The organism is Pseudomonas brassicacearum (assembly GCF_003732225.1).
Taxonomy (GTDB): Bacteria; Pseudomonadota; Gammaproteobacteria; order Pseudomonadales; family Pseudomonadaceae; genus Aquipseudomonas; species Aquipseudomonas brassicacearum_E.
On record NZ_MOBJ01000009.1, the window covers coordinates 530,022 to 551,479 of the forward strand.

A 21,458-nucleotide genomic window follows, 5' to 3' on the forward strand; every position below is an offset into this window, starting at 1 on the left:
TGGCATCGGCAATCAATGCTCTGTCCGGAGCGTTTCAATCGTTCAGCTCCGGCCGATCCCGAAACTGTTCCAACGCTTCAGGATTGGCCAGCGCATCGGTGTTTTTCACTTCCTGCCCATGCACCACATTCCTCACTGCCAGCTCAACTACCTTGCCGCTGATGGTTCGCGGTATATCCGTTACCGCGACAATCTTCGCTGGCACATGCCGAGGCGTGGTGTTGGCGCGGATGACCTGGCGAATCTCCTGCTCAAGGTTGTCGTCCAGCGTCACACCGTCACGCAGGCGCACGAACAACACCACCCGAACGTCATCCTGCCATTGCTGGCCGATGGCGACCGAGTCCAGTACCTGATGGACCTTTTCTACCTGACAGTAGATTTCCGCCGTACCGATGCGCACGCCGCCGGGGTTGAGTACCGCGTCAGAGCGCCCGTGGATCAGCCAACTGCCGTTGGGCCGTTGTTCGGCGTAGTCGCCCTGAGCCCAGACACCCGGGAACTGGCTGAAATACGATGCGCGGAGTTTTTCCTGCTGTGGGTCATTCCACAGGCCGATCGGCATCGCTGGAAAATGCCGGGTGCAAACCAGTTCGCCTTTTTTACCGATGACCGGTTGGCCGGACTCATTCCAGACTTCAACGGCCATGCCCAGGCCCTTGCACTGCATCTCGCCACGGCGGACCGGCAGAACCGGGTTGCCGGCAATGAAGCAGGAAACGATATCGGTGCCACCGGACATCGACGACAGGCACAGTTCGCTTTTGATCTCGCGGTAAACATAGTCGTAGCTTTGCGGCGACAGTGCCGAGCCGGTCGAGAGCAGGGCTTTCAGGCTGCCCAGGTCATGGCTGAGGCGTGGCTGGATCTCATTGCTTTCCAGGGTCGCGAGGTACTTGGGGCTGGTGCCGAAGACGCTGATGGCTTCGCTGTCGATCAGGTCGATCAAGCGTTGCGGACCCGGATGGAAAGGCGAGCCGTCGTACAGCACCACGCTGCTGTCGACCGCCAATGCCGACACCAGCCAGTTCCACATCATCCAGCCACAGGTGGTGTAGTAGAACAGTCGGTCGTCAGGCCCGAGGTCGACGTGCAAACCGTGTTCCTTGACGTGTTGCAGCAGCACACCGCCGACGCTGTGGATGATGCATTTCGGTACGCCGGTGGTGCCGCTGGAGTAGAGAATGTACAGCGGATGAGCGAAGGGCACCGCGACGAACTCGGGCTCGCCGCCGGGACGGTAAAAGCTGTCCCACAACGCGACCCTGGCTTGAGTTTTGTAGTCTTCAATGCGGGCTTGTGGTCGGGCGTATGGGACGATGATCAATTGCTGCAGCGATGGCAGGCGCTCAAGAATCTCGTTGACCTTGGTGGTCTGGTCGATCTCTTTGCCAGCGTAGCGATAGCCTGCGCAGGTGATCAGCACTTTCGGTTCGATCTGACCGAAGCGGTCAACCACCCCGTGCGTGCCGAAATCCGGTGACGAACATGACCAGATCGCACCCAGGCTGGTGGTTGCGAGCATGCCCACCAGGGTCTGCCAGGTGTTCGGCATGCACGCCGCGACTCGATCACCCAGGCCGACGCCTGCGGCTCTCAGGCTTTTCTGCAGACCGGCGACGTGCTCGGCCAGCTCAAAGTAGCTCAAGCTTTCGCGCTGACCATTCTCGGCGATGGCAATCACCGCAGTTGCATCATCGCGACGACGCAGCAGGTGTTCGGCAAAATTCAGGGTCGCGTCGGGAAACCACTCGGCGCTGGGCATCTGCGGGCCTTCACGCAGCACCGTGCTCGGTGGCTGGTGAAAGGTGATCTCGAAAAAGTCGACGATGGCCTGCCAGAAATCTTCGCGCTGATCGATGCTCCATTGATGCAGAGCGGGGTAGTCCGCGAGTGCAAGGTTGTGCCGTTGATTGCTGAAGCGCCGGAAGGCATCCATGCGGGTTTTGCCGATGCGCTCGGCGCTGGGTTGCCAGAGGATATTGGACATGGTTGGCCTCTTGTTGTTCTTGATTCAACCTTGGGATCGCTGAGTATGAGATCCCGTAGCAGCTGGCGTAGCCTGCGTTCGGCTGCGCAGCAGTCGTAATTCAGCGCGTACAGTCTCTCAGAATGAATCGGGTCCTGACTGCGACCGCTTCGCGCTCGAACGCAGGCTACGCCAGCTGCTACGGGGATCCGGTCTACCCTTGCCGATTTACTGCGCCAGCCACCCACCATCAATATTCCACGCCGCGCCACGCACCTGGCTGCCGGCTTCACTGCACAGGAACAGCACCAGTTCGCCCAGTTGTGAAGGGGTCACAAATTCCAGCGATGGCTGCTTCTCGGCCAGTAAATCATGTTGCGCCTGCTGTGGGTCAACGCCTGCGGCGGCGCGGTCGTCTATCTGTTTCTGCACCAGCGGAGTCAGCACCCAGCCCGGGCAGATGGCATTGCAGGTGACGTTGCTGGTGGCGGTTTCCAGGCCGACCACTTTGGTCAGGCCGATCACCCCGTGCTTGGCCGCGACATAAGCCGCCTTACCCACCGAACCGACCTGGCCGTGCACCGAGGCGATGTTGACGATTCGGCCCCAACCCTTGGCGCGCATGCCTGGCAGGCTGAGACGAGTGCTGTGAAAGACCGACGACAGATTGATCGCAATGATCGAATCCCAGCGCTCCACGGGAAAGTCTTCCACCGCAGACACGTGCTGGATGCCAGCGTTGTTCACCAGAATATCGACGCCGCCGAACTCACGCTCGGCGTAGGCGAGCATCTCGGCAATTTGCGTGGGGTCGCTGACGTCGGCCGGGTGATGGCCGACCTTGCCGCCGAACTGTTGCACCTGCGCGATGACTGTGGAGGCATCGCCGAAACCGTTGAGGATCAGGTTGGCGCCGGCCTTGGCCAGACTCAGTGCGATGCCCAGACCGATGCCGCTGGTGGAGCCGGTGACCAGCGCCGTTTTGCCTGTAAGAGTTGTCATGAATGCCTCACACAATGCCGGTGGCGTAGAAAGTACCGATGACTACGAAGACCGCCAGGGTCTTGATCAGCGTAATACAGAAAATGTCTTTATAGGCTTCGCGGTGGGTCAAGCCCGTCACCGCGAGCAAGGTAATGACCGCGCCGTTGTGCGGCAGGGTGTCCATGCCGCCACTGGCCATGGCGGCGACCCGGTGCAGCACTTCCAACGGAATGTTCGCCGCATGGGCCGCCGCGATGAAGTCATTGGCCATCGCCGCCAGGGCGATGCTCATGCCGCCCGAGGCCGAACCGGTGATGCCGGCCAGCAGGGTCACGGTGATCGCTTCATTGACCAGCGGGTTAGGGATGCTTTTCAGCCAGTCGGCCAGTACCAGAAAACCGGGCAAGGACGCGATGACCGCACCAAAACCGTATTCCGACGCCGTGTTCATGGCCGCCAGCAAGGCACCACTGACCGCGCTTCTGCTGCCCTCAGCGAGCTTGCCGCGGATCGCCTGGAAACCGAACACCAGCACCATGATGATGCCGACCAGCAACGCTGCCTGGACTGCCCAGATCGCGGTGAGTTTGGCGATTTCGGTGGTTACCGGCGCTGCCATGCCTGGCAGGCTGAGGCTGTGGGTCTTGCCGTACCACAGCGGAATCCAGTGGGTGAACAGCAGGTTCATGATGCCCACCAGCAACAGTGGCGAGAGCGCGATCCACGGGTTGGGCAGCTTCACGTCTTCGGCGGTTTCCGGCTCGTTGCGCAATTCCGTGCCATAGCCTTCACCGCTGAGTTGGGCCTTGTTGCGTTGGCGCTGGAGGAACAGCATGCCGGCGCAGAACACGAAAATCGCGCCGATCAACCCCAGCCAGGGCGCGGCCCAGGCTGTGGTATTGAAGAAGGTGCTGGGGATGATGTTCTGAATTTGCGGAGTGCCGGGCAAGGCGTCCATGGTGAAGGAAAACGCGCCGAGGGCGATGGTCGCCGGGATCAGACGTTTCGGAATATTGCTCTGACGGAACATCTCCGCCGCAAACGGATATACCGCGAATACCACGACGAACAACGACACGCCGCCGTAGGTGAGCAGCGCGCAGACCAGCACGATCACCAGCATCGCCTGACGAGTGCCAAGCAGGCGAATTGCTGCGGCGACAATCGAGCGCGAAAACCCCGACAACTCGATCAGCTTGCCGAACACCGCACCGAGCAGGAACACCGGGAAATACAGTTTGATGAAACCGACCATCTTCTCCATGAACACGCCGGTAAAGGCGGGTGCAACAGCAGAAGGGTCAGTGAGCAGGACCGCGCCAAGGGCGGCAATCGGAGCGAAGAGAATGACGCTGTAGCCACGGTAAGCAGCCAGCATCAGCAGCGCGAGGGCTGCCAAGGCAATGATCACACTCATGGTGTGTCTCCTGGATTGTTATTTTTTTGGGGTGGATCTTTTGTGGGAGAGGGCGTTAGCGAGTTTCGTGCCATTCAAGCAACTTGTTGAAATATATGGATATTTTTTATCTTCACAGGAGCCGGAAAATAATTTGTCTCAAATTAGAGACTTATAGTAGCTGGGATGGCCCTATCGCGAGCAAGCTCGCTCCCACATTTGATCAGGGTTGACCCGGAAATATGAGTCTATTGCGATTCAGTGTGGGAGCGAGCTTGCTCGCGATGGCCGCGATGCGGTTTTACGGCATGTCCATATTTGGAGATCAATGTCTCGTTATTGAGACTATGCAATCCCCAACGCCACCATCTTCTTGTACAGCGTCGAGCGCCCAAGCCCCAGCCGAGTCGCCGCTTCGATAACCTTGCCGCCACAGTGTGCGAGCGTGCTTTCAATCAACTGCCGGTCGAAGCGTTCGCGTGCAGCACTGAAGGTTTCGTTGGCATGCGTTTCAATGGCCAGTGGCGCGGAGCGTTGTACCGGAACAAAACTGCCAATTGCCGCGCGAATTTCCGCAGCATTGAGGATCAGGTCATCGCTGAGCAGCGCGGCCCGCTCCAGCACGTTGCGCAGTTCGCGAATGTTCCCCGGCCAGGCGTGTTGACCGAGCAATTCCAGGGCCTGGCTGTCGAGTTCATGCTGACTGCGCAGCTCTTCGAGAATTGCTTCGGTCAGGGCTGGCAGGTCGTCGAGGCGTTCGCGCAGGGGCGGCACCTGAATCGGCAACACGTTGAGGCGGTAATACAGGTCGGCACGAAATTCGCCGCGCTTGATCGCCGCTTCGAGGTCGGTGGAGGTCGCAGCGATCACCCGCACATCGCTCTGGATTACCTCGTTGGAGCCGACCGGTTCGAATTCTTTTTCCTGCAACACCCGCAGCAGTTTGCTTTGCAACGGCAGCGGCATGTCGCCAATTTCGTCAAGAAACAAGGTCCCGCCCTGGGCGATCTGCAACTTGCCGGAGCGACCCTTGCGATCCGCGCCGGTGAAGGCGCCGGGCGCTGTGCCGAAAAACTCGGCTTCGAGCAGCGCTTCGGGAATCGCCGCGCTGTTGATGCTGACAAAGGCTTTGTGCGCCCTTGGCGAGGCACCGTGAATCGCCTGGGCCAGCAATTCCTTGCCAGTGCCGGTCTCACCCAATAGCAATACCGGCGACTCGGTGCTGGCGCTGCGTCGGGCGCGGCGTTTGACTTCCAGGCTGGCGGTGCTGGTGCCAATGAAGTGGGCGAAGGTGTATTTGGCTTGCCGGGCGCGCAGCAGAGAGCGCGTGGAAGCAAGCTCTTCCTGCATGCTCAGGTAGCGCTTGAGCATTGGCGACAGGCTGCGCAACTCATCGAACAGCGCGAACCCGATAGCACCGATCACCGCGCCGGCGTCGTCGTGAATCGGCAGGCGCATCACCACCAGTGGCTCTTTGGGCGTGTCCTGCATGTCCAGCAGAATGGGCTTGCCGGTACGCACCACCTCGCGCAACAAGCTGCCGGGAATCACGCTTTCGCAGGGTCTACCGATCGCCACTTCAGCTGACTCCAGACCGAAGCGCCGGGCATAGCGCTCATTCATCCAGACGATGTTCGCATCGCGATCGACGATCACCGTGCCTTCGCTGGACTGCTCGATGATCTCGAACAACGAGCGGATCGCCAGCATGCGTACACGTTGGTAGTCCTTGAGGCTTTCGGTGGTGTTCATCGTTTCATATCCAGAATATGTATTGCCTGTGCAGGCTCCATCGCGAGCAAGCTCGCTCCCACATTGGATCTGTGGTGTTAACAAGACCCTGTGGGAGCGAGCTTGCTCGCGATGGCCACTACTCGGTCCGACGGGATCATACCCAGCCCGGATGCGCTGCGGCCAACAGCTCTTTGGTATAGGGGTGCTGCGGCGCGTCGAACACTTCATGGCTGGCGCCGCGTTCCACGACTTTACCGTCCTTGATCACGATCATGTCATGGGCCAGGGCACGAACCACGGCCAGGTCATGGCTGATGAACAGGTAGGTCAGGCCGTGTTTTTCCTGAAGCTGGCGGAGCAGGGCGACCACCTGTTTTTGCACCGTACGATCAAGCGCCGAGGTCGGTTCGTCGAGCAGGATCAGCGCCGGTTTCAGCACCAGGGCGCGGGCGATGGCGATCCGTTGGCGCTGGCCGCCGGAGAACTCATGCGGGTAACGATGGCGGCCTTGCGGGTCAAGGCCGACCTCTTTCAGCACCTGGATGACCTGCGCTTCGCACTCGGCAGCACTCGATTGGCTGTGGACTTCCAGCCCTTCGCTGATGATCTGCGCCACCGACATGCGCGGGCTGAGGCTGCCAAACGGGTCCTGGAACACCACCTGCATCTGCTTGCGCCATGGCCGCAACTGCTTCTGGTTCAGGCTGTCGAGCGCCTCGCCCTGAAAACGGATGCTGCCTTCGGAGTCGAGCAGCCGCAGGATCGCCTGACCTAGCGTGGACTTGCCGGAACCGGATTCGCCGACGATGCCCAGCGTCTTGCCGCGTTGAATGCTGAGGCTGATGCCGTCGACCGCACGCAACCAGGTCTTGCGCTGGAACAACCCACCGCTCAACGGAAAACGCACGCTGAGGTCGTCGACTTCCAGTACCGCCTCGCGCTCGTCGCGAGGCAGGGCTTCACCTTCCGGCTCGGCATTCAGCAACAGACGACTGTAGGGATGTTGCGGTTGATTGAAGAGACGCTCGCACTCGGCTTGCTCGACGATCTCGCCGCCGCGCATCACGCAGACACGCTGGGCGATGCTACGCACCAGATTCAGGTCATGGCTGATCAACAACAGCGACATGCCCAAGCGTTGTTGCAGTGATTTGAGCAGCAGCAGGATCTTGCGCTGCACCGTCACATCCAACGCGGTGGTCGGCTCGTCAGCGATCAGCAACTCGGGTTCGCAAGCCAATGCCATGGCGATCATCACCCGTTGCCGCTGGCCGCCGGAGAGCTGGTGCGGGTAGGCCTTGAGGCGTTCTTTGGGCTTCTGAATACCTACCAGTTCGAGCAGCTCAAGGGTGCGCTTTTGCGCCGCCTTGCCGCCCAGTCCTTTGTGTACCAGCAGGGTTTCGCCAATCTGCTTTTCGACGCTGTGCAAAGGGTTGAGGGAGGTCATCGGCTCCTGGAAAATCATCGCGATGCGATTACCGCGTAATGCTCGCAAAGTCGCGACGTCCGCGCCGATCAGTTCCTGGCCACGATAGCGAATGCTGCCCCGGGTTTCGGTGCCGCCATCGGGTAGCAGTTGCAGAATCGAATGGGCGGTCACCGATTTGCCCGAGCCGGATTCGCCAACCAGCGCCAGGCACTCGCCGGGGCGGATGTCCAGGCACAGGTTGCGCACCGCGGCCTGGCCACTGAAGGCCACGTTGAGGTCACGGATTTCGATCAGGTTGTCACTCATTTCAACAGTCCGCTTCAAGATCGAGGGTCAAGATCGTGGATCAAACGCGTCACGCAATGCTTCACCGATAAACACCAGTAAAGAAAGAATCAGCGCCAGGGTGAAAAACGCCGTCAACCCGAGCCACGGCGCTTGCAGATTCTGTTTGCCCTGACCGATCAACTCGCCCAGCGAGGCGCTGCCGGCGGGCATGCCGAAGCCGAGGAAGTCGAGGGCGGTGAGGGTCGAGATCGCCCCGGTGAGAATGAACGGCAGGTAACTCAAGGTCGCGTTCATCGCGTTTGGCAGAATGTGCCGCACGATCACTTTGCGGTCGGTCAGGCCCAATGCACGTGCCGCTTTGACGTACTCCAGATTGCGCCCGCGAAGGAACTCGGCGCGCACCACGTCCACCAGTGCCAGCCAGGAAAACAGCGCCATGATCCCCAGCAGCCACCAGAAATTCGGTTCGACGAAACCTGAAAGGATGATTAGCAGGTAAAGCACCGGCAGCCCCGACCAGACCTCCAGCAAGCGCTGACCAAACAAGTCGACCCAACCGCCGTAGTAACCCTGCAAGGCGCCGGCGGCGATACCGATCAGTGCGCTGATGAAGGTTAGCGCCAGCGCAAACAAAATCGATACACGGGCGCCGAAGATCACCCGCGCCAACACATCGCGCGCCTGATCATCGGTGCCCAGCCAGTTGACCTTTGACGGCGGGCTCGGCGCGGGCTGATTGAGGTCGTAGTTCGGCGTGTCGTCGCTGAACGGGATCGGCGGGAACAACATCCAGCCGCCGTTCTTGTGGATCAGCTTCTGCACGTAGTCACTGCGGTAATCGGCCTGGAACGGCAGTTGGCCGCCGAACTCCAGCTCGGTGTAGCGCTTGAACGCCGGGAAATACAACGAGCCCTGATAGCTGAGCACCAGCGGTTTATCGTTGGCGATCAGTTCGCCGCCAAGGGTCAGGATGAACAGGCCGATAAACAGCCACAACGACCACCAGCCACGGCGGTTTTTCTTGAAACGTTCCAGGCGTCGACGCGACAGGGGCGAGAGATTGAGCATCAGGCGTTCCTCGCGGCGAAGTCGATACGCGGGTCGACCAGGGTGTAGCAGAGGTCACCGATGAGTTTTATCAGCAGGCCGAACAGGGTGAAGATGAACAGCGAACCGAACACCACCGGATAGTCCCGGGACACCGCTGCTTCGTAACTCATCCGCCCCAGGCCATCGAGGGAAAAGATCACCTCGATCAACAGGGAGCCGGCGAAAAATACGCTGATAAACGCCTGCGGAATGCCCGAAACCACCAGCAACATCGCATTGCGAAACACGTGGCCATACAGTACTCGGCGCTCGCTCAGACCTTTGGCGCGGGCGGTGACCACGTATTGGCGGGTGATTTCGTTGAGGAAGGAGTTCTTGGTCAGGATGGTCAAGGTAGCGAAACCGCCAACCACCAGCGCCGTCACCGGCAGCACCAGGTGCCAGAAGTAATCGGTGACTTTGCCCAATGTCGACAACTGTTCGAAATTCTCCGAGACCAGTCCTCGTACCGGAAACCAGTTCAACGATGTACCACCGGCAAACACCACGATCAGGAACATCGCAAACAGAAACGCCGGCATCGCGTAACCGATGATGATCGCAGTGCTGCTCCAGATATCGAAATGGCTACCGTGATGCACGGCCTTGCGAATCCCCAGCGGGATCGACACCAGGTAAGTGATCAGTGTCGCCCAGAGTCCGAGGGAGATGGTCACCGGCATTTTTTCGAGGATCAGGTCGGTGACCGTGGCGCCGCGAAAGAAGCTCTTGCCGAAATCCAGTCGGGCATAGCTGGTGATCATCAGCCACAGACGTTGCGGTGCCGGCTTGTCGAAGCCGTACTGTTTTTCGATGTCCTTGATCAGTTGTGGATCAAGCCCCCGACTGGCCCGCGAACCGTGGCTGACGGCGTCACCGGAAGCCCCGATGGCTGGACCGCCGATGCCTTGCAGGTGAGCGATGGCCTGCTCGACCGGGCCACCCGGCGCGGCCTGCACGATCACGAAGTTGACCAGCAGAATGATCACCAGCGTCGGAATGATCAGCAGCAAACGTCGAAATATATAAGCCAGCATCAATGCGGCCCTCCGGGTCTGCCACGGCTGATGCGTTCGGCGGCCATCTGTTCGTTGGTCAGCGGCGTTGTACTCATTTCCCACCAGCTCTCGATAGCTTCGTCATTGCTCGCTTGTACCGCCGGAATGCCGAAGCGGTTCCACCACACCGTCGAGGAGCCTGGCGGGTAATAGTTGGGAATCCAGTAGAAGTTCCATTGCAGTACCCGGTCGAGTGCGTGGGCATAGCGCAGCATGTCGACCTGGGTGGTGGCTTTGACCAGGCCGGTAATCAGCGTGTCGACGGCCGGATTTTTCAGCGCCATGTAATTGTTGGCGCCGGGGTCGGTGGCGGCGGCCGAGCCGAAGTAGTTGTACAGCTCGGTCCCTGGCGACGTGGTCACCGGGTAGCCGGTGACGATCATGTCGTAGTCGCGACTCATCAAGCGGTTTACATACTGCGACGAGTCGATCCGGCGGATGTCCAGGCTGATGCCGATCTGCGCCAGCGTGCGCTTGTACGGCAGTAGCAGACGGTCCATGCCGTTCTGGCTGATCAGGAAGGTAAACGCCAGTGGCTCACCTTCGGCGTTGACCAATCGATCGCCATCGGGTTTCCAGCCGGCTTGTTCGAGCAGCGCCAGTGCCTGTAATTGCTTGTCGCGGATCAGGCCACTGCCGTCGGTCTTCGGTGCTTCGAAGACCTGGGTAAAGACTTCATCCGGAATTTGCCCGCGCAAGGGTTCAAGAATCGCCAGTTCGCTGGCATCAGGCAGTTGCCTGGCCGCCAGAGTGGTGTTGGAAAAGAAGCTCTGCTGGCGGATATACATATCGCGCATCATCTGCCGGTTGCTCCACTCGAAATCCCAGAGCATTGCCAGTGCCTGACGGACGCGACGGTCCTGGAACATCGGCTTTTGCAGATTGAACACAAAACCCTGGGAAGGTTGTGGTGCCTCTTTGGCCAGATGAGCCTTTTGCAGGCGGCCGTCGTTCAACGCGGGTCCTTCGTAACCGATGGAATAAGCAGTGGCCGAGAACTCGCGATTGTAGTCATAGGCGCCGCCGCGCAAGACCTGACGAGCGACGTCGGTGTCGCCGAAGTACTCGATGCTGAAATGATCGAAGTTGTACAGGCCACGGCTGACGGGCAAGTCCTTGCCCCACCAGTCGGCGTTGCGCTCGAAGGTAATGCTGCGCCCCGAATCAACCTTGCCGACGCGGTACGGGCCGCTGCCCAGCGGTGCTTCATAACCACCGCCATTGGCGAAGTCGCGGGTTTTCCACCAGTGCTCGGGAAACACCGGCAAGGTCGCGATGTCCAGCGCCAGGGTGCGGTTTTCGTTGGTCTTGAAGTCAAAGCGAATGGTGCGCGGCGACTCGACTTCGACGCCTTTGACGTCGGCGAATTGGGTGCGATAGCGCAGGCTACCCTGGGTCATCAGCAGGTCGTAGGTGTAGCGCACGTCTTCGGCGGTGATGGGCGTGCCATCGGCGAAGCGAGCCTTGGGGTTCAGGTAGAAACGCAGCCACAGGCCATCGTCGGCGCGCTCCATTTTCTCTGCCACCAGCCCGTATACGGTGTAAGGCTCATCCAGCGAGCGCTGGGCCAGCGGCGAGTAAATCATCCCGTCGAGCTGAGTCACCCCAATGCCTTTGTCGATGTACGGCAGCACGTGGTCGAAGCGGCCGATTTCAATCGCCGAGCGGCGCATGCTGCCGCCCTTGGGGGCTTGCACGTTGGTGTAGGCAAAGTGGCTGAAGCCGGCAGGGTATTTGGCCGGTTCGCCATACACCGTCAGTGCATGCTCAGGCGCGGCAGCCGCGGATTGAAAGCCCGGTAACAAGGCCAGAGCGGTGAAGATCAGTGAAGGAAAAAGCAATCGCATTGTCAACCTTGGGGCGCAAGTCTCGATGACGGGTCGATGTGTGTGAGGCTACGAGATTGTCGGCCAGTTAACCACATTGGCATGTGGTCGGGGGATTTGGCGCGTGCCGGAATACCCTGCACCTGTAATTTCTGACAGTAGACAAGATAGTCGGGGGAGAGCCTGATAAGTGGGGCACGTTAATTGATTGTTACCTCAGTATGTAACCGGATTACTTTGAAGAAGGAGTCAGATAATGAGCGATAAACCGGTGTATCCCGTCCCTCGAATCAAAGAGGCTCACGGAAATACGGTTTTTTTTAGATATGTGAATAAGACCCTTACCGTTGCAGTTGATATGTGGAGTGAGCCGAAAGCTAGGCAGCGATACTATATATGGCTTTCCGGCTACTATGATAAGCCGGGTCAGTATGAAAAGCGAATGATCTACAGTGAGCTTCTTTCCCAAAGAGATATCGATAAAGGTGTGTTGGAAGTGAGTGTGCCCGAGAGGATTTACGAAGGGCTTGTGGATCAGAATTCATTTCATGTTTGGTTTGGGGTTGATTTTAATGGAGGTGGTGAGGAGGATGCAACGCAATTTACTTATGCTGGCAGTTTTATGTTGGTAAAAGATACTTATAATGACAAGACAGATTTCTACGGAGATGATTTAGGCGGATGGCTGGTCGGCCCCAACATAAATCCGGACGACCTGACGTTCGAAGCTGTTGAGGGCAAGAGATGCCTGCGCTATCCCGCCAAAAGTGACATGCGTCATAGGACAATTTTGTACAAGGACTTCAATTTGATTCAGGGGAGGCGATACTATTTTAATGCAACTCTTTCCGCTCCGGGCGCGTCGCCCCAGAAGGGGGTTGTCATTTATCTTCGGGAGGGTAACAGAATTGCAACTGCCTCGCTTTATGCTAGTCATATATTCTATTCGGAGGGGGGAGGGATAACGGCGAGGTCGACCACTGTCCGCTTGGAGATAGTTGCCGATAATCAGGGGGCGCAGCTATCTCGTGGCTTCTATATTTCTGATATTGCTCTCTATGAGTTTAGTAGTGATAGATGGTGGGATCCTGAGTGGGATCTAGAGTGGGATTCCAATAAACTTCCACCTGCCAAGGACGCGCAGAATGAATCCTTGAATGTTTGATGCTGCAAAAGCAGTCAATAAAACGCCGCTGGTCTTTGAAGATAGGCGGCGTTTTTTAGTTATGTTGCACTGGTGCAAGAAGAGTTCAGGTAGTATCGCTTAGATCAGTCCTGGCGGCTGGTCACTTCCAGCAGGTGGTAACCGAACTGGGTCTTGACCGGGCCTTGCACGGTATTGATCGGTGCACTGAATACCACGGTGTCGAATTCCTTGACCATCTGGCCTGGGCCGAACGAACCGAGGTTGCCGCCGTCACGGCTCGACGGGCAAGTGGAGTTGGCTTTGGCAACGGCAGCGAAATCAGCGCCGGCTTCGATTTCGGCTTTCAGTTCGTTGCACTTGGCTTCGGTGGCAACCAGGATGTGGCGGGCAGTGGCTTTAGCCATGAGAAAATACTCCGTTCTACGTTCAATAAAGTGTTGAGCCTACCGGATTCAGTAGTCTATTTCTCGTCAAAGTTCCGTCAATCTGTAGCCTGCTTTCGCCGCATCTCGCCTTCGGTCGAAAAAAATCTGCTCGGCAGGTTAAAGACCAATGCTTTTCAAGCGTTCGGCATGCTGCAGATACAACCCGACGGGGTCGATGCCTTTGCGCATCAGGCCTGCCGGTCGATTGATCGCGTCCAGGTGATCCATCGGGTAGTCGGAACGCAGGACGGTGCCCAGATGCGAGCTGAAGCGGCCGACCATTCCGTCGTTTTGCTCAGTCTCGTGAGTGAAAAATCTGGAAAACCCTCGGCAAAAAGCGTGCAGTGGATCGAGTGCATGCAGCCCTTCATCCAGCAAGTTGCCCTGCAACGTGCCACTCCAGGAGTAATAACGAACGCCGTCGACCTGTTCTTCGCCGTTGCCACCCCAGGTTTTCGGCAGGCCTTGAGGGTATTTGGCGTTGAACGCAGCAACGCCTTCAGTCGTTAAAGCGCTGAGCGCGGCGACGGCGTTCTGCGGGATTTTCGGGTTGCCACTGATAAACGTCAGGAGCTCGACGAACAACGTCGAGACCGCCACCGCGACGTGTTCTGGCAGGTGCCCTGGGGTCAGCGCCTTGCGTAAGCAGTCGGCAAGCTCAGAGCCATGGTTCGGCCCGCTGACGGAGGTTACTGAAGCGACATTTTGCGGCGCTATCGCTGCGGCATAACGGGCGGCCAGTGCGCCTTGGCTATGGCCGATCAGATTGACTTTGCTCGCGCCGGTGCCTGCCAGTACCCGGTCGATTTGCGCCAGCAGTTGCTCTCCACGGACCTCATTGCAGTGAGTAGCCGAGAGATAGGGTATGAACACTTGAGTGCCAGCGTTCCTCAGTGCCTGCTTCACGCCATGAAACAGTTCCAGTTTGCCGATGCTTTCGAATCCGAAGAGACCGTGGACCAGCAGGACAGGGTGTTGCGTGGTTGCATTCCGTTGCATGTGCGTACCTGTATTCCGTAAGTTTGAGGGGGGTGTTCACGTCCTCACTCTAATGCAGGCTCACAAGCGAGCGGTGTGCGAAAAAGCCGCTATAAACTGTTGAAAACGGAATAAAAATAGCGGGAGAAATCAGATATTTACGAGGTATTACTCGGAACATTTCGACATCTTTTTGCGGGGAATGACGCTCAATCCCGGTGTATGTCCTACCCGAGTCAGGTCATTGGCCTCTTTGCTATTGGAGAGTGGGCTGACATCAACAGGCTGACATTTAGGCTCAAATAGACCCATTCAACGCTGCTTCCAAAATATCGGGCAGCTTTTTTCCAAGGACAGGAGAGGGCAAATGGGTACTGATGCAGTATGTGGCGATAGCGTTTCTAAAAGGGCTGTAACAGCGTGCACCGAGAGGCAGCACGTTAATGCGGGCCAGCTTGCTGAACCGATTTTGATAGCGCACGAGGGGGAGGGAGCACTGTCCCTTCAGCAGACTGTCCTCGACCCAGCCCAAAACCGTGCGGTGCTCAACGTCGGACCCTACCCGGGAATGGCTTGCGGAGACAAGTTGGTGCTGTCGTGGAGTGGCATCGATGCCGATGGCGCCGCTTATTTGTACAAAACGCAGCGTTTTGTCAGCAACGCTCAGGTTGGCAAGGACATTGTCTTCGTTGTTCGAGCACCGCATATTGCTGCGCTCGATGGCGGCTCACTTGAGGTGTATTACACCTTGAGCAATGCCGAGCTGAGTGGCCCCGTTGAGTCCCGGCGACTGCAATTGGAAGTGGGAGATGTCAGGCAAGAGTTGCTTGTGGCGCAGGTGGATGACGCCATAGGTGGCTGGCTTGCTCCCGTGCGGGTAGCTGAAGGGACGAAAGTCAGCATTCGCCCCTACGCCAGAATGGCAGTGGGTGACACAGTGTTTTTGTCGTGGGTAGGTAACATGCCGGATCATGGTTTCAGTGATTCGTTGAGAATTGAACAATTCGCCGTCGGGAGCGAAATTTCGTTCTGGATTGACCCGCACTACATCACGGCTAATCTCGGTTCAGCCGTCACGTTCAGTTACTTTGTCGAGCATCCTGGCCAGGCAATACGTTACTCGGAGCAAGCGCAGGTAATGATCGGTGTTCGTGAGTTGCTACCGCTCGCGATACCCGATGTGCTGGAGGCTGATGAAGGGGAGCTTGATGTGCGAGATGCACTTGATGGCGTCACTGTCGTGATCGATGGATCAGGTGTTGAACAAGGGGAGCTGGTTTACCTGAAGTGCGACGGCACTTACTTCAGCCATCGAGATAACATCGAGGTCTCGGACGACTCAGCGATAGTCTTCATCGTGCCTTACCGCTTTTGGAGAGAGCATCAAGACTCTACTGTGCGGGTGAGCTATAGCGTCGAGCGCCTCGACGACGTGAGTCAGGCGTCGGAGGTGCTGGAGATGTACGTTCGTTCAGGTGACCTGCCGCTGTAGCCAAAATGCCGGGGGGCATGCTGCCGCTCCAGTTACTCATAGGGAGCGGCAGTGCAGGGGCTGGGTGGAGAACGCTCGTCTCGAGGGGGCGTTCAGGCGTTCACTTTGGCTTCGTGGCCAGGCATGCGCAGCTTCAGACTGGCGTTGCGCAACAACTGCTCGGTCGCCTCCCAGCCCAGGCAGCCGTCAGTCACCGAAACTCCATAGCGCAGCGACGTGCTCAACGGTTGGCAGCCCTCGAACAGATGGCTTTCAAGCATCATGCCGATCAGCGAGCGATTGCCGCTCAGGCGTTGCTCAAGCACTTCGTTGAACACGGCCGGCTGGCGTAGCGGGTTTTTACCGCTGTTGGCGTGACTGCAATCGACCATGATCCGCGATGCAATCTTCAGTTTCTGCAAGTCGCTCTGTATTTGAGCAACGCTCTGAACATCAAAATTTGGCCCGCGATGACCACCGCGTAGCACCAGATGCGTATCCGGGTTGCCCTGGGTCTGAATGATTGCCGGGTGCCCCTGGCTGTCGACACCGAAATGCCGATGCGGATGCGCTGCCGAGCGCATGGCATCGGTGGCTACACCGACGCCGCCATCAGTGCCGTTCTTGAAGCCAACGGGCATGCCAAGACCGCTTGCCATCTCCCGGTGGATCTGTGATTCGGTGGTGCGCGCGCCGATGGCTACCCAGCTCAGCAGGTCATCGAAGTAGTTGGCGGCCATGGGTTGCAGCAGTTCGGTGGCAATCGGCAAACCGAGGCGGAGCATTTCACGCATCAATTCTCGGGAGAGGGTCAAGCCGCCGACCATGTCGTCGCTGCCATCCAGATGCGGGTCGTAGGCCAGGCCTTTCCAGCCCACCGTGGTGCGAGGTTTTTCGATGTAGGCGCGCATCACCACGAGCATTTCATCACTGACGTCGCTCGCAAGGCGGGCGAGCTTGCCTGCGTATTCCAGGGCTGACTGTGGATCGTGAATCGAGCAAGGGCCGACGACGACCAGCAGGCGGGAATCTTCACCGTCGAGAATCGCGCGGACCGCTTCACGGTGGGCAGCGACCTGTTGGGTCAGCGTGTGGGTGAGTGGCAATTGGTGCTTGAGTTGCAACGAACTGGGCAGACGCTGGGTCAGCGTTTCATTGGCAGAGCTCAGGGTGGACAGCGGCAGAGCAGAGATGGACGAGTTCATATTCGGGCTTCCTGGGCTGGCGGCGGGTTCGCTCCCGCGCGCTTGGCCCTACTGGGGTGTTCGACAATTGGCCGGGTTGGCTTCGAGTGTGTGCATGCCACCTGTGGGTGACCGATCGGAGGCGGCAGGCTGTCCCGAGCGGAGGCTGGTAAATCGCCAGGCGGAAAAACTGTCGTAACGGTAATAAGTGGCGTAGTTCATGTCGTGATTCCTTGAAGTCAGTGATGTTGCTAAAAAATGTTCGGGACTGAAAAAACAAAACCCCCGGTCGGGAGGCCGACCGGGGGTTGAGAATTCTCTGGTAGGCGACCCCTTGAGTAGTGGGCGCCGTGTGGGTATCAGGCGCGCCAGTGGCTAAACCAATACCCAAAATAAAAGCTTGCCGGTGCGCAGACGGCATTTACCCGTGCAGCCGAAACCGAGCGCGGGGCGCTGGCAATACGAAGCTGTGAAGGGGAATGCAACATGGTCTGTCTCCGATGAATGCACCGAGCTTACTAGAGGCCGGTGCGCAGATTCAATCAGAAAATGCTATCGGCTCGGTGGCCGGTTTCTATGACTTAAGCACTGCGTAGCTTTGTGACACACTTGGGGATTGTTCGCGGGCACTCATCAAGGAAAACGCAGATGACGACACTGACTATCGCCGCCGCTCAATCGATCTCGATTGTCGGGGACCTTCACGCCAATATTGCTCGGCACCAACGCTTCGTCCAGGTCGCCGCCGAGCAGGGCGTGCAACTCCTGGTGTTCCCCGAGTTGTCACTCACAGGTTATGAGCGCGGGTTGGCGGCGGAACTGGCGATCGTGCCGGATGCAGCTGTCTTGCAGCCACTGCGGGATTTGGCTCAGGAGCTGGGTGTAACCGCCGTAGTCGGAATGCCGATTCGTCTGTCGGCCAATGCGCCGGTATTGATTGGCGCACTGGTACTGGCTGCCGATGGTTCGCTGGGGGTCTACAGTAAGCAGCATCTGCATTCAGGTGAGGAGGTGGCGTTTGCGCCGGGTTCGGGCGGTTCGCTGCTGACGATGGGCGACGATACGATCGCGCTGGCAGTGTGCGCGGATTTTTCACACGCCAGTCACGCTGCTGAAGCCGCAAACAAAGGTGCAAATATCTACGCCGCTGGCGTGCTGATTACCGAAGGTGGCTATGCTCCGGATACCGCATTGCTGCAAGGTTATGCCCGCGAGCACTCAATGGCGGTGCTGATGGCCAATCATGGCGGTGCGACGGGCGGCTGGGAGTCGGCAGGGCGTAGTGCAATCTGGGCGTCGGACGGTTCGCTGATAGCTGCAGCCCCGGGAACTGGGGATTTACTGGTTATCGCCCGTCGACATGCCGGTGAGTGGGGCGGGGAGGTCGTGCCGGTGGTGAGTGCTTGAGGAGGGCAAATGGCTTTTGAGCTGCGGCTGGCCTCGTCGGAACATTTGTCGTTTGCGCGAGCGTTGACCTGCCAAACCATGCTGGGCTACTACATTCGGCATGATCTGCCGTGGATTGACGAGGCTTTCGATGTGGCCTGGGCGGGTCGGGAAAACTGGCTGATTTGCCAAAATGCATTAGTGCTGGGTTTTATCAGCCTGAGCCGTGATTCGAAGGCCCTGTACATTCGCGAGTTGCATGTGATCGAGGCCTTTCGCGGTCAGGGCGCCGGCGCCTGGGCCATCGAGCAGGTGTTTTCGAAAGCCTGTGCAGAGCTTCGTCCGGCGCTGCGTCTGACGGTGTTCAAGGACAACCCGGCGCAAGTGCTTTATCAGCGTATGGGCTTGCAGATTGTCGGGCAGGACGATTGTTTCCTGAGGATGGAGCGCAAATGTCCCCGCTGAAATGTCTGTAAAGCGTGTAGCTCAAGCCATTCAAGACGAATTGAAACTTTTTATATAGCGCTTGCTGCTAGGTCTGCCGGATGCTTTTTGCTAAGGTGTTCGGCAACCAATAAGACCATATCGCGAGGTGTCTGCTTGATTAGGGTGCTAGTAGTCGATGACCATGATCTCGTTCGTACAGGTATTACACGAATGCTGGCTGACATCGATGGCCTGCAAGTAGTCGGCCAGGCTGAGTCGGGGGAGGAATCCCTGCTTAAAGCGCGTGAGTTGAAACCGGATGTAGTGCTGATGGACGTCAAGATGCCCGGGATCGGCGGTCTTGAAGCCACACGCAAGTTATTGCGCAGCCATCCGGACATCAAAGTCGTCGCGGTCACCGTGTGCGAGGAAGATCCGTTTCCTACCCGGCTGTTGCAAGCTGGCGCTGCGGGCTATCTGACCAAGGGCGCCGGGCTCAATGAAATGGTGCAGGCGATTCGCCTGGTATTTGCCGGGCAACGTTACATCAGCCCGCAAATTGCCCAGCAATTGGCGATCAAATCGTTCCAGCCGAGTAATGATTCACCCTTCGACGCACTGTCAGAGCGGGAGATCCAGATCGCCCTGATGATTGTCGGCTGCCAGAAGGTCCAGATCATTTCTGACAAGCTATGCCTGTCGCCCAAAACCGTGAACACCTACCGTTACCGCATTTTCGAGAAGCTTTCGATCAGCAGCGATGTTGAGTTGACGCTGTTGGCGGTTCGTCACGGCATGGTCGATGCCAGCCTCTGACAATGACCGACCCGTTTGATCCAAGCGCCTTTCTGTCGACCTGTAGTGGGCGCCCCGGCGTGTATCGCATGTTCGACAGCGGTGCGCGCCTGCTGTACGTGGGCAAAGCCAAGAACCTGAAAAAGCGTCTGGCGAGTTATTTCCGCAAGACCGGCCTGGCACCCAAAACGGCTGCGCTGGTGGGGCGTATTGCCCAAATCGAAACCACCATCACCGCCAACGAAACCGAAGCGCTGCTGCTTGAGCAGACGCTGATCAAGGAATGGCGGCCGCCATACAACATCCTCCTGCGAGACGATAAGTCCTATCCGTATGTGTTTCTTTCGGAGGGTGACTTCCCACGCCTGAGCATCCATCGTGGCGCGAAAAAGCTGAAGGGCAAATACTTCGGTCCGTATCCTAGCGCGGGCGCGATCCGTGAAAGCCTGAGCCTGCTGCAAAAGACCTTTTTTGTTCGTCAGTGCGAAGACAGTTACTACAAAAACCGCACGCGGCCCTGCTTGCAGTACCAGATCAAACGTTGCAAGGCACCCTGCGTCGGCCTGGTCGAGCCGCAGGTGTACGCCGAGGATGTGCGTCACTCGGTGATGTTCCTCGAAGGTCGCAGCAATGCGCTGACAGACGAGCTGTCCGCGGGCATGGAGCAGGCGGCGAGCACCCTGGATTTTGAGCGGGCGGCCGAGTTGCGGGATCAGATTTCCCTGCTGCGTCGGGTGCAGGATCAACAGAGCATGGAAGGCGGGACGGGGGATGTCGATGTCATTGCGGCATTTATCAATCCGGGCGGTGCCTGTGTTCATTTGATCAGTGTGCGCGGTGGACGGGTGCTGGGCAGCAAGAACTTTTTCCCGCAGGTGGGTATTGAAGAGGATGTTGCCGAGGTTATGGCGGCGTTTCTTGGCCAGTACTTCATCAGCAGTCCCGAGCGCGACTTGCCGAGCGAATTGATCGTCAATGTGGTCCATGAAGACTTTCCGACCCTGATCTCGGCCATCGAAGAGCTGCGCGGTCGCGAGTTGACCATCAGTCACCGGGTTCGCGGCACGCGAGCACGCTGGCAGCAACTGGCCGTGACCAATGCCGAGCAGGCGCTTGGGGCACGGCTGGCCAACCGTCAGCACGTTGCCGCGCGGTTTGAAGCCTTGGCGCAAGTGCTCAATCTGGATGAACCGCCGCAACGGCTGGAGTGCTATGACATCAGTCATTCGAGTGGTGAAGCGACTGTAGCGTCTTGCGTGGTGTTTGGCCCCGAGGGGCCGCTGAAGTCCGACTACCGCCGCTACAATATCGAAGGTGTCACGCCGGGCGATGACTACGCGGCGATGCACCAGGCGCTGACTCGACGCTTCAGCAAGCTGAAGGACGGCGAGGGTAAATTGCCGGATATATTGTTGGTGGACGGCGGCAAAGGGCAGCTATCGATGGCGCGTGATGTGCTCAACGAGCTGGCCGTGCCCGACCTGATCCTTCTGGGCGTGGCCAAAGGTGCAACGCGCAAGGCCGGGTTTGAAACGCTCTATCTTAATGACGCCGCGCATGAGTTCACCTTGCGCGGAGATTCTCCAGCGCTGCACTTGATCCAGCAGATCCGCGATGAAGCGCACCGCTTTGCAATTACCGGTCACCGTGCGCGGCGTGGGAAAACTCGTCGCACTTCAACGCTCGAAGGCGTTGCCGGGGTAGGGCCGACACGGCGGCGTGATCTGTTGAAACATTTTGGTGGATTGCAGGAGCTGTCTCGTGCAAGCATCGAAGAGATCGCCAAAGCACCGGGGATCAGTAAAAAGCTCGCTGAGTTGATTTATGCAAACCTGCACAGCGAGTAGAATGCCCAACTCACCTCGTAGCCAGT

At 58.3% G+C, this 21,458-nt stretch carries 17 protein-coding genes; 6 read left to right on the forward strand and 11 right to left on the reverse strand.

Features of this window, described 5'->3' with window-relative positions; genetic code table 11:
* Positions 1–34 precede the first annotated feature (34 nt).
* The 8 genes from BK659_RS16045 to BK659_RS16080 form a co-directional block, all read right to left on the reverse strand.
* Positions 35–1,990 carry an acetoacetate--CoA ligase gene (locus BK659_RS16045; RefSeq protein ID WP_123425980.1) on the reverse strand — a complete coding sequence of 652 codons (1,956 nt, stop codon included), beginning with the start codon at positions 1,988–1,990 and terminating at the stop codon, positions 35–37.
* A 207-nt stretch (positions 1,991–2,197) separates the two neighbouring features.
* Positions 2,198–2,971, reverse strand: a complete 774-nt coding sequence (locus tag BK659_RS16050) for a 3-hydroxybutyrate dehydrogenase (protein WP_123425981.1) — start codon at positions 2,969–2,971, stop codon at positions 2,198–2,200.
* A 7-nt stretch (positions 2,972–2,978) separates the two neighbouring features.
* Positions 2,979–4,370 carry a GntP family permease gene (locus BK659_RS16055; RefSeq protein ID WP_123425982.1) on the reverse strand — a complete coding sequence of 464 codons (1,392 nt, stop codon included), beginning with the start codon at positions 4,368–4,370 and terminating at the stop codon, positions 2,979–2,981.
* 324 nt (positions 4,371–4,694) lie between these two features.
* Positions 4,695–6,101 (reverse strand): sigma-54 interaction domain-containing protein, encoded by a 1,407-nt coding sequence (locus BK659_RS16060; RefSeq protein WP_123425983.1) that lies wholly within the window; start codon positions 6,099–6,101, stop codon positions 4,695–4,697.
* Positions 6,102–6,237: 136 nt separating this feature from the next.
* Complete coding sequence (locus BK659_RS16065) at positions 6,238–7,818, reverse strand: ABC transporter ATP-binding protein (protein WP_123425984.1); 1,581 nt, start codon at positions 7,816–7,818, stop codon at positions 6,238–6,240.
* A 27-nt stretch (positions 7,819–7,845) separates the two neighbouring features.
* The gene (locus BK659_RS16070) at positions 7,846–8,868 is read right to left on the reverse strand and encodes an ABC transporter permease (RefSeq protein WP_123425985.1); all 1,023 of its coding nucleotides are present in this window, start codon (positions 8,866–8,868) and stop codon (positions 7,846–7,848) included.
* Positions 8,868–9,926, reverse strand: a complete 1,059-nt coding sequence (locus BK659_RS16075; RefSeq protein ID WP_123425986.1) for a microcin C ABC transporter permease YejB — start codon at positions 9,924–9,926, stop codon at positions 8,868–8,870. The genes BK659_RS16070 and BK659_RS16075 overlap by 1 nt, the downstream gene beginning before the upstream one ends.
* Complete coding sequence (locus BK659_RS16080) at positions 9,926–11,794, reverse strand: extracellular solute-binding protein (protein ID WP_123425987.1); 1,869 nt, start codon at positions 11,792–11,794, stop codon at positions 9,926–9,928. The genes BK659_RS16075 and BK659_RS16080 overlap by 1 nt, the downstream gene beginning before the upstream one ends.
* A gap of 235 nt (positions 11,795–12,029) precedes the next feature.
* Here BK659_RS16080 and BK659_RS16085 point away from each other — a divergent pair, with 235 nt between their 5' ends.
* Complete coding sequence (locus tag BK659_RS16085) at positions 12,030–12,938, forward strand: hypothetical protein (RefSeq protein ID WP_123425988.1); 909 nt, start codon at positions 12,030–12,032, stop codon at positions 12,936–12,938.
* Positions 12,939–13,042: 104 nt separating this feature from the next.
* On the opposite strand, the gene BK659_RS16090 is transcribed toward BK659_RS16085, so the two are convergent.
* Both BK659_RS16090 and BK659_RS16095 read right to left on the reverse strand, forming a co-directional pair.
* Entirely contained in the window at positions 13,043–13,324 is a 282-nt protein-coding gene (locus BK659_RS16090) for a peptidylprolyl isomerase (RefSeq protein ID WP_123425989.1), read from the reverse strand.
* Positions 13,325–13,462: 138 nt separating this feature from the next.
* Positions 13,463–14,344 (reverse strand): lipase family alpha/beta hydrolase, encoded by an 882-nt coding sequence (locus BK659_RS16095; protein WP_123425990.1) that lies wholly within the window; start codon positions 14,342–14,344, stop codon positions 13,463–13,465.
* A gap of 346 nt (positions 14,345–14,690) precedes the next feature.
* Here BK659_RS16095 and BK659_RS16100 point away from each other — a divergent pair, with 346 nt between their 5' ends.
* Entirely contained in the window at positions 14,691–15,815 is a 1,125-nt protein-coding gene (locus tag BK659_RS16100; RefSeq protein WP_123425991.1) for a hypothetical protein, read from the forward strand.
* A 92-nt stretch (positions 15,816–15,907) separates the two neighbouring features.
* Here the strand turns inward: BK659_RS16100 and BK659_RS16105 are convergent, their stop codons facing one another.
* Positions 15,908–16,999 carry a 3-deoxy-7-phosphoheptulonate synthase gene (locus BK659_RS16105; RefSeq protein ID WP_123425992.1) on the reverse strand — a complete coding sequence of 364 codons (1,092 nt, stop codon included), beginning with the start codon at positions 16,997–16,999 and terminating at the stop codon, positions 15,908–15,910.
* A 627-nt stretch (positions 17,000–17,626) separates the two neighbouring features.
* Here BK659_RS16105 and BK659_RS16110 point away from each other — a divergent pair.
* The 4 genes from BK659_RS16110 to uvrC all read left to right on the forward strand — a co-directional run bounded on the left by BK659_RS16110 (position 17,627) and on the right by uvrC (position 21,432).
* The gene (locus BK659_RS16110) at positions 17,627–18,385 is read left to right on the forward strand and encodes a carbon-nitrogen hydrolase family protein (protein ID WP_123425993.1); all 759 of its coding nucleotides are present in this window, start codon (positions 17,627–17,629) and stop codon (positions 18,383–18,385) included.
* A gap of 9 nt (positions 18,386–18,394) precedes the next feature.
* Positions 18,395–18,829, forward strand: coding sequence for a GNAT family N-acetyltransferase (locus BK659_RS16115; protein ID WP_123425994.1), 435 nt, complete (start codon positions 18,395–18,397; stop codon positions 18,827–18,829).
* Between the two features lie 135 nt (positions 18,830–18,964).
* Positions 18,965–19,606, forward strand: coding sequence for a response regulator transcription factor GacA (gacA, locus tag BK659_RS16120; protein WP_071555134.1), 642 nt, complete (start codon positions 18,965–18,967; stop codon positions 19,604–19,606).
* A 2-nt stretch (positions 19,607–19,608) separates the two neighbouring features.
* Entirely contained in the window at positions 19,609–21,432 is a 1,824-nt protein-coding gene (uvrC, locus tag BK659_RS16125) for an excinuclease ABC subunit UvrC (RefSeq protein ID WP_123425995.1), read from the forward strand.
* Positions 21,433–21,458 lie beyond the last annotated feature (26 nt).

What these genes read in the sequence shown, in the direction of transcription:
- BK659_RS16080 (WP_123425987.1), bottom strand. Translation starts at nt 11,794, where the DNA reads ATGCGATTGCTTTTTCCTTCACTGATCTTCACCGCTCTGGCCTTGTTA.
- BK659_RS16110 (WP_123425993.1), top strand. Translation starts at nt 17,627, where the DNA reads ATGACGACACTGACTATCGCCGCCGCTCAATCGATCTCGATTGTCGGG.
- BK659_RS16060 (WP_123425983.1), bottom strand. Translation starts at nt 6,101, where the DNA reads ATGAACACCACCGAAAGCCTCAAGGACTACCAACGTGTACGCATGCTG.
- BK659_RS16050 (WP_123425981.1), bottom strand. Translation starts at nt 2,971, where the DNA reads ATGACAACTCTTACAGGCAAAACGGCGCTGGTCACCGGCTCCACCAGC.
- BK659_RS16075 (WP_123425986.1), bottom strand. Translation starts at nt 9,926, where the DNA reads ATGCTGGCTTATATATTTCGACGTTTGCTGCTGATCATTCCGACGCTG.
- BK659_RS16070 (WP_123425985.1), bottom strand. Translation starts at nt 8,868, where the DNA reads ATGCTCAATCTCTCGCCCCTGTCGCGTCGACGCCTGGAACGTTTCAAG.
- BK659_RS16090 (WP_123425989.1), bottom strand. Translation starts at nt 13,324, where the DNA reads ATGGCTAAAGCCACTGCCCGCCACATCCTGGTTGCCACCGAAGCCAAG.
- BK659_RS16055 (WP_123425982.1), bottom strand. Translation starts at nt 4,370, where the DNA reads ATGAGTGTGATCATTGCCTTGGCAGCCCTCGCGCTGCTGATGCTGGCT.
- BK659_RS16085 (WP_123425988.1), top strand. Translation starts at nt 12,030, where the DNA reads ATGAGCGATAAACCGGTGTATCCCGTCCCTCGAATCAAAGAGGCTCAC.
- uvrC (WP_123425995.1), top strand. Translation starts at nt 19,609, where the DNA reads ATGACCGACCCGTTTGATCCAAGCGCCTTTCTGTCGACCTGTAGTGGG.
- BK659_RS16105 (WP_123425992.1), bottom strand. Translation starts at nt 16,999, where the DNA reads ATGAACTCGTCCATCTCTGCTCTGCCGCTGTCCACCCTGAGCTCTGCC.
- BK659_RS16045 (WP_123425980.1), bottom strand. Translation starts at nt 1,990, where the DNA reads ATGTCCAATATCCTCTGGCAACCCAGCGCCGAGCGCATCGGCAAAACC.
- BK659_RS16065 (WP_123425984.1), bottom strand. Translation starts at nt 7,818, where the DNA reads ATGAGTGACAACCTGATCGAAATCCGTGACCTCAACGTGGCCTTCAGT.
- BK659_RS16095 (WP_123425990.1), bottom strand. Translation starts at nt 14,344, where the DNA reads ATGCAACGGAATGCAACCACGCAACACCCTGTCCTGCTGGTCCACGGT.
- BK659_RS16100 (WP_123425991.1), top strand. Translation starts at nt 14,691, where the DNA reads ATGGGTACTGATGCAGTATGTGGCGATAGCGTTTCTAAAAGGGCTGTA.
- BK659_RS16115 (WP_123425994.1), top strand. Translation starts at nt 18,395, where the DNA reads ATGGCTTTTGAGCTGCGGCTGGCCTCGTCGGAACATTTGTCGTTTGCG.